This is a genomic window from Arthrobacter sp. 92 (assembly GCF_050260325.1).
GTDB lineage: Bacteria > Actinomycetota > Actinomycetes > Actinomycetales > Micrococcaceae > Arthrobacter.
In genome coordinates this window covers 714,624-730,487 of sequence record NZ_CP189863.1, presented here as the reverse complement: position 1 = coordinate 730,487, position 15,864 = coordinate 714,624, and the positions used below count along the sequence as shown (strand labels likewise).

Here is a 15,864-nt window from a genome sequence, read left to right as displayed (position 1 = left end):
GAAGACCGAGCCATGTCAGCCACCACCACTCAGTCCGGCCTGGCCCGGGCCCGCCGCGGACTCGCTCCCGGCGGGCCCGGGGGCGGGTCCCGCAACGGAGCCGTGAACCGCAAGAGCAAGCTCTCCGCCCAGGCCACCAAGACCTTCTTTTGGCTCCTCCTGCCCTCCGTTGTGCTGCTCGTCCTAATCCACGGCTACCCGCTCGTATACGCCGGCGTCCAGGCAACCCACGACGGCGATCTGCTCCAGACCGGGAACTTCGTCGGCATCGAGAACTTCGGAAAGGTCCTCTCGTCCGGGGCGTTTTGGACCGCGGCCCGGTTTACCCTGATGTTCACCATCGTGGGCGTCTTCGGTTCCTGGCTTGTGGGCCTGGGCCTGGCCCTGCTGCTCCGGACCAAGATTCCCGCCGGCGGCACCTTCAAGGTTCTGCTCCTGCTGCCTTGGGTGGTGCCGATCGTGGTGTCCTCCACCGCCTGGAACTGGCTCGTGGCCACCCCCGGAAGCCTGATCCCCTCGCTGTTCCGCAACCTGGGGCTCGGCACGCCGCTGTTCCTGGCGGACCCGACCCTCGCCGCCATCACCGTCATGGTGTTCAAGGTGTGGGTCAGCTTCCCCTTCATGATGATGATGATCTCGGCGGCGCTTGCCTCCGTGGACACCACCGTGTACGAGGCGGCCAGCATGGATGGGGCCACGCGCTGGCAGCAGTTCAGCCAGATCACCCTCCCACTGATCGCCAGGTCCACCTACATCAGCTGGATCCTCATGACCATCTTCTGCGTCAATGACTTCCCCACGATCTACCTGCTTACCGGCGGCGGTCCCGTAAACGCCACCACCTCCCTGGTGGTCCTGGCCTACCGCAGCGTCTTCCAGGATTTCCAGACCGGACCCGGCGTCGCCATCGCCTTCCTGATGACCATGACCCTGGTGGTCGTCTCCGTTATCCTGTACCGCCAGATCCGAAAGTCGAGCGTCGAATAATGAGCGCAGTCGTTCACGCCCATCCCCAGTCCGGCCCCGCCCTCGGAGTAACCGACGCCGGCAAGCCCCGCCGCGCCCTGTCCGAAGCGGGCCTGCGCGGACGCTGGTGGCGGTTCGTCGCCATCCTGGCCATCACAGCGATTGTGCTGGTCCCCATCATGGTCACGGTGGTCCTGGCCTTCACCCCGGGACCGACCAGCACGGCCACCGGCTTCACCCTGGAAAACTTCGGCTCCGTCTTCTCCAAGACCCTCGCCTCGACCTGGCTGCAGAACAGCCTCATCACCACGCTCAGCACGGTGCTCGTCTCTGTTGCGGTGGCCGCACCCGCCGGGTACGTCCTCTCCCGCGGACGCAGCAAGGCGGTCTCCGGCTACTCCCTGCTCCTGTTCGTCATGCAGTCCCTGCCCATCATCACCTCCGTGGTGCCGCTGTTCATCCTGTTCGCCGGCATGGGCCTGGTGGACAACCTCATGGGCCTGACCATCATCTACGTGGGTTCCACCATGACCGTGGCCACCTGGATGATGGCCGCCTACTTCGATTCCATCCCCATGAGCCTCGAGGAGGCCTCCTGGATCGATGGCTGCTCGGTCTTCGGCTCGTTCACCAAAGTGGTGCTCCGCAACAGCCTCCCCGGCGTTCTCTCCACCGCGATCTTCGCCTTCCTCCTCGCCTGGAACGACTACCTCGTCGCCATCGTGTTCCTGCGCTCCAACGAGATCTTCACCCTGCCCATGGGCGTGCAGTCCTTCTTCCAGCAGAACGCCACCGACTGGACCTCCGTCATGGCGCTCGCCGTGGTCATGATGCTCCCGCCCATCATCGTCTTCGCCACCCTCAACCGATACTTCAGCGTCGGCGGCATCGGCGGTTCCCTCGCCGGCCGCTAAGCTTTCAGCCCAGACGGCGGCTGGCTGACAGCCGGGCCGCCCACCCACTTGAGAACAAACCGACTCCCGTAAAGGAACGCAATGTCGTATTCACTTCAGCTGTACACCCTCCGCAACGCGATGCAGGAGGACCTCCCCGGCACCATCAAGAAAGTTGCCGAGATCGGCTTCACGCAGGTCGAGCCGTACAACTTCGTGGCCACGGCCCCGGAGCTTGGTGCGGCCCTGAAGGAGAACGGCCTTAGCGCCCCCTCGGGCCACGCCCCGCTGCTGAGCCAGGACCAGGACCAGATCTTCGCGGCCGCCAAGGAATTGGGCATCAGCACCGTCATTGATCCCTACCTGCCGGCCGAGCACTGGCAGAAGGCCGAGGACATCCAGGCCACCGCCGCCAAGCTCAACGACGCAGCCAGGAAGGGCGCCGAATACGGCATCCGCGTCGGTTACCACAACCATGCGTGGGAACTGGAGTCCATCATCGACGGCCAGACGGCACTGGAGTACTTCGCCGGCCTGCTCGATCCTGAGCTGGTGCTTGAAGTGGACACCTACTGGGTAGCCGTGGGCGGCCAGGACCCCGTGGACATCCTCACCAAGCTTGGTGACCGGGTGAAGTTCATCCACATCAAGGACGGCCCGCTCACCGCCGACACCAAGGCCCAGCAGCCGGCCGGCCAGGGAAAGATCGCCGTGTGGGACGTCATCAACGCGGCCCGGTCCCTGGAAGTGGGCGTGGTGGAGTTCGACGACTATTCCGGCGACATCTTCGATGGCATCGCCCAGAGCCTGGCCTTCCTGAACACCGAAGCAAGCGAAGGAGCCCGGGCATGAGCGCCGCAGCGAACCAGGCAACAGGTCGCGGCTCGGTGGGCGTCGCCGTCATCGGCGCAGGCAACATCAGCAAGCAGTACCTGGACAACCTGACAACCTTCCCGGACCTCAAGGTCCACGTGATCGCCGACCTCTTCGAGGACGCCGCCGCGGCCCGGGCCAAGGAATACGGCATCGCCGAATGGGGCGGCGTGGACGCGGCGCTGAACCACCCCGACGTCGAGATCATCGTCAACCTCACCATCCCCGCCGCCCACGTTGAGGTGGCCACCGTCGCCGTCAATGCGGGCAAGCACGTCTGGACGGAAAAGCCCTTCTCCCTGGACCGCGAATCCGGGCTGGGGCTGCTCAAGGCCGCAGATGCCGCCGGCATGCGCCTTGGCTGTGCCCCGGACACCTTCCTGGGGGCCGGCCTGCAGACCGCGCGGCGGCTGATTGAGCGCGGCGACATCGGCACACCGCTGACGGCCATGACCACATTCCAGACCCCGGGCCCGGAATCGTGGCACCCCAACCCCGCTTTCCTCTTCCAGCACGGAGCAGGCCCGCTGTTCGACATGGGTCCGTACTACCTCACCGCGCTGGTGCAGACCTTCGGCTCGGTCCGCAAGGTTGCCGCCGTCGGGTCGAAATCCAAGGAAGTCCGTGTCATCGGCTCCGGCCCCAAAGCCGGCGAGGAGTTCACGGTGGAGGTGCCCACGCACGTGTCCGCCATGGCACAGTTCGAAGGCGGCCAGTCATCGCACAGCGTGTTCAGCTTCGAGTCCCCGCGCCAGCGGATGGGGTTCATGGAGATCACCGGAACTGAAGCCACCATCTCCCTGCCGGACCCCAACTACTTCGACGGCGACGTGAAAATCTGGCGCGCCGGCGACGAGAACTGGACCGTCATCCCGGCCACTGGCCCGGCCAACGGCCGCGGCATGGGCGTCCTGGACTTGGCGCGCTCCATCCGGGCAGGAGTGCCGCACCGGGCCACGGGAAACCTCGCCTACCACGTACTGGACACCATGGTCTCGATTTCCGAGTCCGTGGACTCAGGCACCTTCATTGACGTAGAGAGTTCCGCCCCCGCCTCCGCAGCCCTCCCCGAGGACTGGGACCCCACCGCATCCACCCTTTAGGAACCACGCATGAACTCCCAAGATTCCCCGGACGGCAGGCGCCCGCTTGGCGTGGCCATGATCGGCTACGCGTTTATGGGCAAGGCCCACTCGAACGCGTGGCGGAACGTGGCCAGCTACTTTGACGTGCCCGCGTTCGAACAACGCGTCCTGGTGGGCCGGGACAGTGCAGGAGTGGCGGCCGCGGCGGAGAAGTACGGCTGGGCCGAGTCCGCCACGGACTGGCGCGAGGTGATCGCCCGCGATGACGTGGACATCGTGGACATCTGCGCCCCGGGCTGGATGCATGCCGAGATCGCCATCGCGGCCCTGGAAGCAGGCAAGCACGTTCTGGTCGAAAAGCCGCTGGCGAACACCCTGGCGGAGGCCGAGGCCATGGCCGAAGCCGCCCGCGCCGCCCGGGAACACGGCGTGCAGTCCATGGTCGGCTTCAATTACCGCCGCGTCCCGGCCCTGGCCCTCGCCCGGGAACTGATCGCGGAGGGCCGGCTCGGCACCGTCCGGCACGTCCGCGCCGCCTACCTGCAGGACTGGCTCGTGGACCCGGACTCGCCCATGACCTGGCGGCTGAACAAGGACACCGCCGGGTCAGGGGCTCTCGGGGACATCGCCAGCCACGCGATCGACCAGGTGCTGTTCCTCCTCGGCGGCCAGGTCACCGAGGTCTCCGGGCGGACGCACACGTTCACCACGCACCGCCCGGGGGCGCAGGGCCTGGAGGAGGTGACGGTCGACGACGCCGCCTGGGCCACGCTGACCCTCGCCTCCGGGGCCATCGCGTCCGTTGAGGTCTCCCGGGTAGCCGCGGGCCGGAAAAACTCGCTCAAGCTGGAGATCTACGGGGAGAAGGGCTCCATCCTGTTCGACCTGGAGGATTTGAACGAACTCGGCTTCCTGGACGCCACACTCCCCGCGCGGGAGCAGGGGTTCCGCCGGATCCTCGTCAACGAGCCCGAGCACCCGTACCTTGCGGCGTGGTGGCCGCAGGGACACATCATCGGCTGGGAACACACGTTCACGCACGAGATGCGTGATTTCCTGGTGGCGATTGCCGCCGGAACCGAACCCACACCCTCGTTCGAGGACGGACTGACCGTCCAGCGGATCCTGGCCGCGGTGGAGGAAAGCTCAGCCGCGAAAAGCACCCTCATTCAACTTTCCACCCAAGCTGCCGTCCTGGTTCCTGCCACGGCGGCCGAAGGAGCCTGACATGCCCCGCCCCTACACCCTGTTCACCGGCCAGTGGGCCGACCTGCCGTTCGAGGAAGTTGCCCGCCTGGCCTCCGGCTGGGGCTACGACGGCCTGGAAATCGCCGTTTCCGGGGACCATCTCGATGCCTGGCGCTGGGATGAACCCGGCTACGTCGAATCCAAGCTCGCCGTCCTGGAGAAGTACAACCTGAAGGTCTGGGCCATCTCCAACCACCTCAAGGGCCAGGCCGTGTGCGATGACCCGATCGATTTCCGCCACGAGGCCATCGTCGGAGCCAAGGTCTGGGGCGACGGGGACCCCGAGGGCGTCCGCACCCGCGCCGCCGAGGAAATGAAGCACACCGCCCGGCTCGCGCGAGCGTTGGGCGTGGACACCGTAGTCGGGTTCACCGGGTCCTCCATCTGGCAGTACGTGGCGATGTTCCCGCCCGTCCCGGAGAAAGTCATCGAGGCCGGCTACCAGGACTTCGCGGACCGCTGGAACCCCATCCTGGACGTCTTCGACGAATGCGGGGTCCGGTTCGCCCACGAGGTCCACCCCTCCGAGATCGCCTACGACTACTGGACCACCGTCCGGACCCTCGAGGCGATCGGGCACCGCGAGGCCTTCGGCCTGAACTGGGACCCGTCCCACTTCATGTGGCAGGGCATCGATCCGGTTTCCTTCATCTGGGACTTCAAGGACCGGATCTACCACGTGGACTGCAAGGACACCAAGCTGCGCCCCACCGGCCGCAACACCGTGATGGGCTCGCACCTGCCCTGGGGCGACCCGCGCCGGGGCTGGGACTTCGTCTCCGCCGGCCGGGGCGATGTGCCCTGGGAGTCGTCCTTCCGGGCCCTGACCGCGATCGGCTATGACGGCCCCATCTCCGTCGAATGGGAGGACGCCGGCATGGACCGGCTCCACGGCGCCCCCGAAGCCCTCGCCGCGCTGAAGAAGTTCGACTTCCCGGCCTCGAACACCTCCTTCGACGCCGCGTTCAAACAGTAGTTCCCCGAGCCCCCACGTCCTGCCAACCCCGCCAGGGAGTTTCTTCATGCCACAACAGCGGATACCGCCTTCGTGCCCCGCACACTAGCGCCCGGCCAACGCTGCGAAGTATGGGTCGCGTCCGTCCCGACGGGCGGACCTCGCCGGCGGACCGGCGACCCGGATCACCGCGGAGGACGGATGCTTCCACTTACTGCACGGAGTGAGCCCCGACGGGCAGGAGCTCGCCTACGTGGGGATCGACGCCGGTGACTTCACCACACCCGGCCGCCTTCTCACCGTGCGACGGAGCCCGCACAACCCAGGAATGAACCGCCGCCTTCATCGCTCCGGCATGGGACACCCTCGGATTGGCGGTGGCATAGTTGGTTGATGTGAGCCCGACACCCCCAGCCCCCGGTCCGTGACAATGGAGGACATTGCCCGCGAGGCAGGCGTCAGCAGGGCGCCGGTGTCGCTGGTCATGCGCGAATCTCCGAAGGTCTCCCCGGAGCGCCGCCGGGCCGTCCTGGAGAGCGCCGCGGCGCTGGGCTACTCTCCCAACCGGCTTGCCAGCAGGCTCGCCAGCCGGCGGACCCGAACGTTCGGCGTGCTCCTGCTGGACCTGCATAACCCGGTTTTCGCGGACGTTTACGACGGCATCGCGGAGGGAGTTGCCGGGACAGGGAACCAGCTGATGGTGGCCGTCGGCTCGGCCGATCCGGCAGCGGAAACAGAAGCCATCCGTTCCTTCGTGGACCTCCGCGCGGACGCTGTGCTGCTGGCCGGCTACACGGGCACGCCCGAACAGCTGGCCGCGGTATTGCGCGGCACGCCCGCCGTCGTCATTACCCGGGAAGTCCCGGTCGACGGCGTCGATTGCGTCCTGTCCGACGACCTTCGCGGCGGGGAACTCGCCGTCGAGCACCTGCACGAACTGGGCCACCGGCGCATCGCCCATTTGGACAAGCCGGAGTGGCTCCCCTACCCGAGCCGCCGGCAGGGCTACCTCAATGCCATGCGCCGCTTCGGTCTGGAGCCCATCCTGCTGGAGGGCGACATGAGCGAACGGGGCGGTTTCCGTGCGATGAATGAATATCTCGACGCCGGTGCGCCGGTTCCCAGCGCGATCGTGGCCTACAACGATGTCACGGCCCTTGGTGTCCTCGACTCGCTGGTCAGCCGCGGCCTGCGGGTTCCCGATGACGTCTCCGTGATCGGCTATGACAACACCGAACTGGCCGCTTCACCGCTGCTGGGCCTCACGTCGGTGGACCTGCACGCGCGCGAGATCGGAAAAATCGCGGCCGGTGTGGCCCTTGAGCGGCTGGCCGGGGCCACCGGACCGCGCATCATCCGCAGGCTCAAACCCACTCTGGTGCGCCGCAGGACCACCGCGGCGCCGTCCGGGAACTAGAGTCTTGGGCATGACTCACACAATCCGGGAAGCGACCGCGGACGACGCCGGCAGGCTGGCTGATTTGGCGTCCGTCACCTTCCCGCTGGCGTGCCCGCCCGGCTCGTCCCCCGCTGACATCGCGGCGCACCTCGCCAATACCCTCAGTGAGGAGAACTTCCGCGCCTACGTCGCGGACCCGGAAGTGACGGTGCTGGTGATCGACGCCGACGCCGGCCTGCGCGGCTACAGCATGCTCGTGGACCGGGAAACGCGGGATCCTGATGTCGCGGCCGCATTGACGCTGCTGCCCTCCGTCGAGCTCAGCAAATGCTATGTCCATCCGGAGCACCACGGGCTCGGCGCAGCGGCCGAACTGATCCACGCCACGCTCGGATCCGCCGCCGCCACCGGAGCCGGGGGGATCTGGCTGGGGGTCAACAGCCAGAACGCCAAAGCCATCCGCTTCTATGAGAAGTCCGGCTTCCGGAAGGTGGGGACAAAATCCTTCAAGCTGGGCACCACCGTGGAGCACGACTTCGTGATGGAGCGCCCTCTCCCCTAAGCCCGAACGGACACTTAAGCCCACCCCGCTAAGCCCGAACGGACACTTAAGCCCACCCCGCGGCGGGGCCCAAGTGTACGTTCGCGCTTTCTACCGGCTTCGCGCTCAGCCCTGCCGGTGCCAGCCAGTGACCAAGCCGACACCCCGGCGGGGAATGGATGGGCGCACCCCCGAGTTGTTGGCAACATGAGGATTGAGATTTGGTCAGACATCGCGTGCCCGTGGTGCTACATCGGCAAGCGCCGCTTCGAAACAGCCCTGGCGGACTTCGCCCACCGGGACTCCGTTGAGGTGCAGTGGCGCAGTTACCAGCTGGACCCCGGCCTGCCCGAGCACTACGAGGGCACCGAGCTGGACTACCTCAGCACCCGGAAGGGAATGGCCCGGGCCCAGGTCTCGGAAATGTTTGAGCATGTGGCCGAACAGGCACGGGGCGAGGGGCTCGCCTACCGCTTTGACGACGTGGTGGTGGCCAACAGTTTCACCGCGCACAGGCTCATCCACCTGGCCGCGGCGCACGGAAAACAGGACGCCGCGAAGGAGCGCCTCCTCAGCGACCATTTTGAACACGGCAAGGACATCGGCAGCCGGGAGTACCTTACGTCCCTGGCACGTGAGCTGGGGATCGACGCCGACGAAGCGGCCGAACTCTTCACCTCCGACAAGTACGCCGCCGAGGTGCGGCACGACTTCGCCGAGGGCCGGGCACTGGGCGTCAGCGGCGTGCCGTTCTTCGTGATCGACCGCAAGTTCGGGCTCTCCGGGGCCCAGCCCGCCGCCACGTTCGCGCGGGCCCTTGACCAGGCCTGGCAGGAGTCGCACCCGCTTCAGATGGCCGGTGCGGCCACGTCGGGTGATGGACAGGCCTGCGGCCCCGAAGGGTGCAGCGTCTGACATCGCACGCGCCAACGCGAGTTTACTGACAGATAACTGTAAAGTGTCTGTATGCCCAGGATTTCGGCCGCCACGAATGCCGCCCAACGAGCCGAGACCCAACGCCGTATCCTTACTGCCTTCGGGGAACTGCTGTTTACGCACGGACTGCCCGGGCTGACCATGACCGATGTGGCGCGGCATGCCGGGATCGGCCGCACAGCCGTCTACAACTACTACGCGGACATCGAAGAGCTTCTGATCGCGTACGCCCTGGACGAGACCGAACGTTTCCTGGTGGGTCTGCGGGAATCGCTGCAGGCTTTGGAAAATCCGATCGAACGCCTGGCGCTGTACGTGCGCGCCCAGGTGGAGGACCTGAGCCGCCGTCACCTGCCCCCCGGTCCGGCCATGGCAGCCGTGCTCTCGCCTGCGTCCTTTTCCAAGCTCGCGGACCACGTGGGTGAGCTCAGCGTGCTCCTGCAGGATATCCTCCGCGACGCAATGGCCCACGATTACCTTCCCGCCGCGGACATCGTGCAGCTTGCCCAACTCATCCACGGAACGCTCTCATCCAGCGCCGCCCGCGGCGATGGGACCGCGGACGCGGTGGCCCGCACCGTGCGCTTCATCCAATTGGGGGCAGGGGCCCGGTTCGACGAGGATGGCCATCCCGTCCGGCTGAGCCAGGGCTAGCCGGACGTCGCCCGGCGCCTGCCCCAGGCTGCCCGGCGAAGCCTGATTCGGGAGCCTAGCGGGTCTTGGGGACCACAGGTAATTTGGCGTTGTCCACAATGCGCCGGCTCTCACGCGGGCAGCTGAGCTGGCCTGGGGTCTGGTCCACGAGATCCGGACTGGTCAGCGCCTTGAACTCAGAGGTGAGGATGACATCCACGCTGCCGTCAGTACGTCCGTCCTGAAAATAGTCCGACTCAGGTAGGTTCCGCTGGACGCTGAAGGCCGCGGACTGTCCAGCGGCGCCGGAAATCACGGCCGCCACGCCCCGGTAGCCGGACTGGGTGTTATTGACGGTCCCCACCACGAATTTCCGTGCCACGAATTCATCAGCCACAGAGCGGGCAAGGCCGGGACGGTCCGTGGCGTTGTACACGTTGAGGTTAACCTTGTCATTGGGCGTGTAGTCGTAGGTGGCCGTCGGACAAAGGGACACCGCTGCCCTGCTGTGCTCCGCCGTCGGGATCTTGATCTGCCCGTTCATGATGGCCAGTGCGGTCATGATGGCAGCGACGATCAGCCCTATCAGCAACACCAGGACCGCGCCATGGAGCATCCAGCGGCGCAGGCGGACGGGGTCGTCCACGGTTTCGTCCCGTTCGGCAAAGGCGGCCCGCAGTTCTTGGCCCGAGACTACGTGGTGGCCGTGCAGGATTGTGACGTCTTTGGGCTTCCTAGCCATCTATCACCAACACACGGGCGTGGATGGCGGTGCGCTGATGCAAGGCGGTACGGACGGCGCGGTGGAGGCCGTCCTCAAGGTAAAGGGTTCCCCGATACTGCACAACGTGCGGGAAGAGATCACCGAAGAACGTGGAGTCTTCCGCAAGCAACGCTTCAAGGTCGAGCGTGCGTTTGGTGGTCACGAGCTCGTCGAGCCGGACCGGGCGGGGCGGCAGCGCCGCCCACTCCTTTGGCGTGTTGTAACCATGGTCGGGGTACGGGCGGCCCTCGCCCACAGCTTTGAATATCACCCTGCAAGCCTAAGGAAGTTGCCGGGCCATGGGAACGAATGACCCCATGACGGTCAAGGTTGTAGCCAAACAGTGATCATTGGCTGCTCCGGGAACCCCCAAGACGGCGTGTAGGGAATCGTGCGGGAGGCCCTCCGGCTGAGAGAATAGAGGCATGACTTCATCCGAAAACCCGGCCGCCGTTTCGGCGTCGGCTCCCCCGCTGGCCCTCCTGCTCGACGTCGACGGCCCGGTGGCGAGTCCTGTCACCCGCACGGTGAAGCCGGAGATCATCGCGGACCTCGTGGCGCTGGCCGGAGCCGGAATCCCGGTCATCTTCAACACCGGCCGGTCGGATGCCTTCATCCGAGAGCAGGTAATGGAGCCCATGATCGCGGCAGGCATACCGTCCGGGACCATCATCCATGCCATCTGTGAAAAGGGTGCCGTCTGGTTCAGCTACACGGGCGCCGGTCCGGGACCCGTGCACGTGGACCACGAGCTCGCCGTCCCCCAGGCGTATGGCGACGACGTCCGGCGTCTTGTGGCCGAGGACTACGCCGCCCACATGTTCTACGACGAGACCAAGCGGGCCATGGTGTCCGTGGAACAGCACCTCGAGGTGGCCAGCGCCGACTATCTGGAGGAACAGAAGCTCTTCGACGCCGACGCGATGGAACTGATGGCCCGCCATGGCCTTGGCGTGGTGCGCCTGGACCACCACGCACCCGATTCCGATGACCAGATCGACTACCGAGTGGACCCCACCATCATCTCCACCGACATCGAATCCGTGCGGCTCGGCAAGGATCTCGGGGCGAGCAGGGCGGTCGAGCTCCTCGCCGCCCAGGGCATCAGGCCGCAGGCGTGGCGCACCGTGGGTGACTCCCGCACGGACTATGCCATGGCCGACTGGCTCCACCACAACGACCATGAAGTGAAGCACCTGGACGTCCGGCCGGCGGACGGCGTTCCCGTGAAGCCCTACACGGTCCTCACCGCAGCTGATCTGGGGCTGGGTGCCGAGGTGATTCACGACGACGCCGGGGCGGCGTTCCTGCGCAACTGGCGCGACGCGCTGGCCGGCTGAGGGCCGCCCGCCCGCCGTCGCGAGCCCTACGCGGACGGCTCCCCAGCGTGGGAGTCATCCAGTTTTTTTGGCGGGGTTATTATGCAAGTAGAACCCCTTACTACCTAGCAGTTCGGAGAAACACCATTACAGACGCACTCGTCCAGGATGAGATCTACTACGGCAGCCAGGCCTCCGACGACGGCCGGGTCCACGCCGAAGTAACATCGCCGGCCGCTGTGGCGCGACTTAAGCACCGCCCGGATGTGGTGCGCCACCGTGGACGCTATGCACTGATCAACACCAACCGCACCCCGTACCAGGCCATGGTGGAAGACCTGCTGTTCGTGCGCACGGTCCTGGCCAACGCCGGGCTGGATTATCTGCTGGTCCGCGGCAACAATGACCGCCCGGTCATCGCCTTGGACTGGAAGGACCGCAAGAAGCTCCGCGCCGCCCTGGTGGAAGCGTGCCGGGACGAACCGGTGTACTCCATGACGGTGGACGCCAAGAAGAAGACATCGGTGCTGGTTGCGGACGGGGAGCTTTCCATCAACCGCCAGGCGCGGATTTTCCGGCTGTACCGGCCGCGGGTGGAGCCCAATGGCGGTTTCGAATTCGGATCCTCCGCAGGCGTGCAGATCGAACTGTGGAGCTTCGAGGGCGACCAGCTCATCCTGCCGATCGAGAATTCCTTGACCCGCCGGACCATGCTCACCTCCGACGCCGTGCGCGGCACGGTGGAGCGCTACGGACACACGTGGCCCACCATCGAGAACATGTTCGCGGACCACGCAAGCGATATCAGCTTCGACATCGACATGGTGTTCTCGTGGGTGGACGGCAGCTCCCCGGAGTACATTGCCGCCCGCCGCGCACGGATGGCCGGGGTGGTGGTGGGCGAGGGCGATGACCACGAGGCCCGCTTCCGGCAGATCGACGAACTCAAGTATGCGCTGCGCTCGGTGTACATGTTTGCCCCTTGGGTGCGGCGGATCTTCATCGCCACGGACTCCCCCGCGCCGGCGTGGCTGGCCGAGCACCCCACCGTGACCATTGTCCGCAGTGAGGAGTTCTTCGCCGATCCCTCGGTGCTGCCCACGCACAACTCTCAGGCCGTGGAGTGCCAGCTGCACCACATCGAAGGACTTTCGGAGCATTTCCTCTACTCCAACGACGACATGTTCTTCGGCCGCCCGGTGGGACCGGACATGTTCTTCACTCCGGGCGGGATCACCAAATTCATCGAGGCGGAAACCCGCATTGGCCTGGGCGAAAACGACATCCAGCGCAGCGGGTTCGAGAACGCGGCACGCGTGAACCGGAAGCTGCTCTGGGACCGCTTTGGCCGGATCACCACCCGCCACCTCGAGCACACTGCCGCTCCCCTGCGGCGCAGTGTTGTGGAAACCATGGAGCAGGAGTTCCCCGGCGAGTTCGCCAAAACCGCAGCAAGCCGGTTCCGGGCCGCGGACAACATTTCCGTGACCAATTCCTTCTACCACTACTACGCGCTCTTGACCGGCCGAGCGGTGACACAGACCGCGGCGAAGGTGAAGTATGTGGACACCACCGCCCGGGCCGGTCTCAATTACCTGCCCAAGCTGCTGTCCAAGCGCAACATGGACTTCTTCTGCCTCAACGACGGAAGCTTCCCCGAGGTGCCGGCGGAAGAACGCGCGAAGTTGGTCACCGGGTTCCTGGAGAATTACTTCCCCATCAAGGCGCCCTGGGAAAAGTAGGCATGGAACACCCGGGTCACGGGTACTCCTGTTACCGATGCTGCGGATTACTTCCTGGTGATCAGCGGGTCCCGGGGTTTGCCCTTGTGGACCCGCTCCGTCTTGGCCTGGCTGGGAATCCGGATTCCGGCAGCGGCGAGCCGTCGCTGTGTCTCCGCCGCTGAGACGAACTCGCCCACCAGGGGCGCGCCGCCAATGGGCACCACCGAATGCACGATGGTGTGCTCATACACGTGCACCAGGTTGAATGCCTGTCCGCCGTCACGGGGCCGGGTGCCGCCCACAGGAACATTGAGGTCCTGCGTGTAGCAGGTGGCGGACGCCACGGAGACGGGGATGCCGGCGAAGCTGGCCGTGGTGGAGTAGTGCAGGTGCCCGGCCAGGATGGTCCTGACGTCCGAGTTGCGCAGGACGGCTGCCAGCGCGGTCTGGCCGCGCAATTCCACGAGGACGGCGAGGTCCAGCACCGACGGCACCGGAGGATGGTGCAGCGCCAGGATGGTGCCGTCCGGGGCGGGCGTGGACAGTTCCTCGGCGAGCCATTCCAGCTGCGTGTCGCTGAGTTCGCCGTGGTGGAACCCGGGGACCGAGGTGTCCAGGGTGATGACCCGGAGGCCGTTGATAAAGTAGCTGTGATCCACCGGCGAGTCGTCGGCAGGCTGATCCAGCAGCCCGCTGCGGAAATTTCCGCGGTCGTCGTGGTTTCCCATGGCCCAGATGACCTTGGCGCCCATCGCCTCGCAGGCGGGGTCAACAATCGCACGGAGTTTTACGTATGCCTCGGGTTCACCCTGGTCGGCCAGGTCGCCGGTGAAAATCACGGCTTCCGGCCGGGCCCCTGAGGCCTTGACTTCTTCAAAGAGTTGTTTCAGACGGGCTTCGCTGTCCACCGCACCATAGAGTCGGTCCGTGCCTCCCAACAGGTGGGGATCGCTCAGGTGGAGTAGAAAATGCCGCGGCCGGGGGTGTTCGGCCTCGATGAGCTCCATTACTGCCTTCGTGGTTGGTTGGAAGCGGCGCCTCCAGTGTCCCTCTCAGTAGGATCTATCCAACCAGACATTCGGCGAACTTTGTACAAACTTCAGCTGGCATGTTGAAAAAGGATCCACTAACGGGCCTGGAGCCGCAGACGCCCGGGCCTGCTTCTGGCATGCCCGGGCGCCACTCTACCTTTGTGCTGATCTGCGGCTAGCTCAGGTAGCCATTGGGGTTGAGAACGTACTTGGTGGCCGCGCCGGCGTCGAACTCGGCGTAGCCCTTCGGCGCATCCTCCAGCGTGATCGCCTTGGCGTTGACGTTCTTGGCAATATGCACCTTGTCGTGAAGGATCGCCATCATCAGTTGGCGGTTGTACTTCATGACCGGACACTGGCCCGTTGTGAAGCTCAGCGACTTGGCCCAGCCCGTTCCCAGGCTGATAGAGAGTGAACCCTTCTTGGCCGCCTCGTCAATGCCGCCCGGATCGCCCGTGACGTAAAGCCCGGGAATGCCCAGGGCGCCACCCGCCGCCGTGATGTCCATCAGCGAATTGAGCACAGTTGCCGGAGCTTCCTTGGCGTCCTTGCCGTGGCCCCTGGCTTCGAAGCCGACAGCGTCGACGCCGCAGTCGACTTCCGGGACACCCAGGATCTGCTCGATCTGCTCGGCTGGGCCGCCCTGGGTCAGGTCAATGGTTTCGCAGCCAAAGCTGCGCGCCTGCGCCAGCCGTTGTTCGTTCAGGTCGCCCACGATCACAACAGCGGCGCCCAACAGGTGGGCGCTGGTTGCCGCAGCCAGGCCAACGGGACCTGCACCTGCTATGTACACGGTGGACCCGGTTCCAACCCCGGCACTGACTGCGCCATGGTATCCCGTGGGGAAAATGTCCGAAAGCATGGCCAGATCGAGGATTTTCTCCATGGCCCGGTCCTTATCCGGGAACTTCAGCAGGTTCCAGTCCGCGTAGGGTACCAGGACATAGTTGGCCTGGCCGCCGACCCAACCGCCCATGTCCACGTAGCCGTAGGCGCTGCCCGGCCGGTCCGGGTTCACGTTGAGGCAGATGCCGGTCTTGCGTTCCTTACAGTTCCGGCAGCGGCCGCACGCGATATTGAACGGAACGGAACAGAGGTCCCCCACCTTGATGAATTCGACGTCAGGACCTACTTCCACCACCTCGCCGGTGATTTCGTGCCCGAGCACCAGGTCCGAAGGTGCAGTGGTACGGCCTCGGACCATGTGCTGGTCGGATCCGCAGATGTTGGTGGCGACCGTCTTGAGGATTACGCCATGTCGCACAGAACGGCCCACGTTGGCCGGGTTCACCCCTGGTCCGTCCTTAAGTTCGAAGCTGGGATAGTCAATGTCGATCAATTCGACCTTGCCTGGGCCCTTGTAGGCAACGGCTTTGTTCCCTGTCATCTCATTCCTCCTGCTTTCACGGACCCCACGCTGGGTGCCCACTTGTGATTCACGAAGTTCTGATGCGCCCTCTCCTGACTGGCAAGGTTCTGCCATTCCTCCGTGGGGCCG

16 protein-coding genes are annotated in these 15,864 nt (G+C 65.6%); 12 read left to right on the top strand and 4 right to left on the bottom strand.

Translation table 11 applies throughout. The annotated features are described in order from the left end of the window. Positions 1 to 12 precede the first annotated feature (12 nt). The 10 genes from ACP4XC_RS03430 (at position 13) to ACP4XC_RS03385 (ending at position 9,550) form a co-directional block, all read left to right on the top strand. Positions 13 to 987 carry a carbohydrate ABC transporter permease gene (locus tag ACP4XC_RS03430; protein ID WP_427173489.1) on the top strand — a complete coding sequence of 325 codons (975 nt, stop codon included), beginning with the start codon at positions 13 to 15 and terminating at the stop codon, positions 985 to 987. Further along, complete coding sequence (locus ACP4XC_RS03425) at positions 987 to 1,880, top strand: carbohydrate ABC transporter permease (RefSeq protein ID WP_427173488.1); 894 nt, start codon at positions 987 to 989, stop codon at positions 1,878 to 1,880. The genes ACP4XC_RS03430 and ACP4XC_RS03425 overlap by 1 nt, the downstream gene beginning before the upstream one ends. An 81-nt stretch (positions 1,881 to 1,961) precedes the next feature. Then, entirely contained in the window at positions 1,962 to 2,711 is a 750-nt protein-coding gene (locus ACP4XC_RS03420) for a sugar phosphate isomerase/epimerase family protein (protein ID WP_427173487.1), read from the top strand. Continuing rightward, positions 2,708 to 3,835 carry a Gfo/Idh/MocA family protein gene (locus tag ACP4XC_RS03415; RefSeq protein ID WP_427173486.1) on the top strand — a complete coding sequence of 376 codons (1,128 nt, stop codon included), beginning with the start codon at positions 2,708 to 2,710 and terminating at the stop codon, positions 3,833 to 3,835. Before ACP4XC_RS03420 ends, ACP4XC_RS03415 begins: the two co-directional genes overlap by 4 nt. A 9-nt stretch (positions 3,836 to 3,844) precedes the next feature. Next, a complete protein-coding gene (locus ACP4XC_RS03410; protein ID WP_427173485.1) occupies positions 3,845 to 5,044 on the top strand; it encodes a Gfo/Idh/MocA family protein in 1,200 nt (399 codons plus the stop codon). Between the two features lies 1 nt (position 5,045). After that, positions 5,046 to 6,041: a sugar phosphate isomerase/epimerase family protein gene (locus ACP4XC_RS03405; protein ID WP_427173484.1), complete on the top strand. Its 996-nt coding sequence runs from the start codon at positions 5,046 to 5,048 to the stop codon at positions 6,039 to 6,041. Positions 6,042 to 6,450: 409 nt separating this feature from the next. Then, complete coding sequence (locus ACP4XC_RS03400; RefSeq protein ID WP_427174996.1) at positions 6,451 to 7,437, top strand: LacI family DNA-binding transcriptional regulator; 987 nt, start codon at positions 6,451 to 6,453, stop codon at positions 7,435 to 7,437. 10 nt (positions 7,438 to 7,447) lie between these two features. Next, positions 7,448 to 7,981, top strand: a complete 534-nt coding sequence (locus tag ACP4XC_RS03395) for an N-acetyltransferase family protein (RefSeq protein WP_427173483.1) — start codon at positions 7,448 to 7,450, stop codon at positions 7,979 to 7,981. Between the two features lie 186 nt (positions 7,982 to 8,167). Continuing rightward, on the top strand, positions 8,168 to 8,875 hold the full coding sequence (locus tag ACP4XC_RS03390) for a DsbA family oxidoreductase (RefSeq protein WP_427173482.1): 708 nt from the start codon (positions 8,168 to 8,170) through the stop codon (positions 8,873 to 8,875). A gap of 51 nt (positions 8,876 to 8,926) precedes the next feature. Then, complete coding sequence (locus ACP4XC_RS03385; RefSeq protein ID WP_427173481.1) at positions 8,927 to 9,550, top strand: TetR/AcrR family transcriptional regulator; 624 nt, start codon at positions 8,927 to 8,929, stop codon at positions 9,548 to 9,550. 55 nt (positions 9,551 to 9,605) lie between these two features. Here the strand turns inward: ACP4XC_RS03385 and ACP4XC_RS03380 are convergent, their stop codons facing one another. Both ACP4XC_RS03380 and ACP4XC_RS03375 read right to left on the bottom strand, forming a co-directional pair. Then, positions 9,606 to 10,271 carry a LytR C-terminal domain-containing protein gene (locus ACP4XC_RS03380; RefSeq protein ID WP_427173480.1) on the bottom strand — a complete coding sequence of 222 codons (666 nt, stop codon included), beginning with the start codon at positions 10,269 to 10,271 and terminating at the stop codon, positions 9,606 to 9,608. Next, entirely contained in the window at positions 10,264 to 10,563 is a 300-nt protein-coding gene (locus ACP4XC_RS03375; protein WP_028272925.1) for a type II toxin-antitoxin system VapB family antitoxin, read from the bottom strand. Before ACP4XC_RS03375 ends, ACP4XC_RS03380 begins: the two co-directional genes overlap by 8 nt. Before the next feature lie 154 nt (positions 10,564 to 10,717). Between ACP4XC_RS03375 and ACP4XC_RS03370 the strand changes: the two genes are divergently transcribed. Together ACP4XC_RS03370 and ACP4XC_RS03365 are read left to right on the top strand one after the other, a co-directional pair. Next, positions 10,718 to 11,632: a hypothetical protein gene (locus tag ACP4XC_RS03370; protein ID WP_427173479.1), complete on the top strand. Its 915-nt coding sequence runs from the start codon at positions 10,718 to 10,720 to the stop codon at positions 11,630 to 11,632. A 305-nt stretch (positions 11,633 to 11,937) separates the two neighbouring features. Then, positions 11,938 to 13,353 (top strand): stealth family protein, encoded by a 1,416-nt coding sequence (locus ACP4XC_RS03365; RefSeq protein ID WP_427174995.1) that lies wholly within the window; start codon positions 11,938 to 11,940, stop codon positions 13,351 to 13,353. A 47-nt stretch (positions 13,354 to 13,400) separates the two neighbouring features. On the opposite strand, the gene ACP4XC_RS03360 is transcribed toward ACP4XC_RS03365, so the two are convergent. Beyond that, entirely contained in the window at positions 13,401 to 14,342 is a 942-nt protein-coding gene (locus ACP4XC_RS03360; RefSeq protein ID WP_427173478.1) for a phosphodiesterase, read from the bottom strand. Positions 14,343 to 14,541: 199 nt separating this feature from the next. After that, the gene (gene fdhA, locus ACP4XC_RS03355) at positions 14,542 to 15,753 is read right to left on the bottom strand and encodes a formaldehyde dehydrogenase, glutathione-independent (RefSeq protein ID WP_427173477.1); all 1,212 of its coding nucleotides are present in this window, start codon (positions 15,751 to 15,753) and stop codon (positions 14,542 to 14,544) included. Positions 15,754 to 15,864 lie beyond the last annotated feature (111 nt).

Bases quoted from the DNA above. Each gene is read 5' to 3' on its own strand.
- ACP4XC_RS03430 (WP_427173489.1), top strand. From the start codon at position 13: ATGTCAGCCACCACCACTCAGTCCGGCCTGGCCCGGGCCCGCCGCGGA.
- ACP4XC_RS03425 (WP_427173488.1), top strand. From the start codon at position 987: ATGAGCGCAGTCGTTCACGCCCATCCCCAGTCCGGCCCCGCCCTCGGA.
- ACP4XC_RS03420 (WP_427173487.1), top strand. From the start codon at position 1,962: ATGTCGTATTCACTTCAGCTGTACACCCTCCGCAACGCGATGCAGGAG.
- ACP4XC_RS03415 (WP_427173486.1), top strand. From the start codon at position 2,708: ATGAGCGCCGCAGCGAACCAGGCAACAGGTCGCGGCTCGGTGGGCGTC.
- ACP4XC_RS03410 (WP_427173485.1), top strand. From the start codon at position 3,845: ATGAACTCCCAAGATTCCCCGGACGGCAGGCGCCCGCTTGGCGTGGCC.
- ACP4XC_RS03405 (WP_427173484.1), top strand. From the start codon at position 5,046: ATGCCCCGCCCCTACACCCTGTTCACCGGCCAGTGGGCCGACCTGCCG.
- ACP4XC_RS03400 (WP_427174996.1), top strand. From the start codon at position 6,451: ATGGAGGACATTGCCCGCGAGGCAGGCGTCAGCAGGGCGCCGGTGTCG.
- ACP4XC_RS03395 (WP_427173483.1), top strand. From the start codon at position 7,448: ATGACTCACACAATCCGGGAAGCGACCGCGGACGACGCCGGCAGGCTG.
- ACP4XC_RS03390 (WP_427173482.1), top strand. From the start codon at position 8,168: ATGAGGATTGAGATTTGGTCAGACATCGCGTGCCCGTGGTGCTACATC.
- ACP4XC_RS03385 (WP_427173481.1), top strand. From the start codon at position 8,927: ATGCCCAGGATTTCGGCCGCCACGAATGCCGCCCAACGAGCCGAGACC.
- ACP4XC_RS03380 (WP_427173480.1), bottom strand. From the start codon at position 10,271: ATGGCTAGGAAGCCCAAAGACGTCACAATCCTGCACGGCCACCACGTA.
- ACP4XC_RS03370 (WP_427173479.1), top strand. From the start codon at position 10,718: ATGACTTCATCCGAAAACCCGGCCGCCGTTTCGGCGTCGGCTCCCCCG.
- ACP4XC_RS03365 (WP_427174995.1), top strand. From the start codon at position 11,938: ATGGTGGAAGACCTGCTGTTCGTGCGCACGGTCCTGGCCAACGCCGGG.
- ACP4XC_RS03360 (WP_427173478.1), bottom strand. From the start codon at position 14,342: ATGGAGCTCATCGAGGCCGAACACCCCCGGCCGCGGCATTTTCTACTC.
- fdhA (WP_427173477.1), bottom strand. From the start codon at position 15,753: ATGACAGGGAACAAAGCCGTTGCCTACAAGGGCCCAGGCAAGGTCGAA.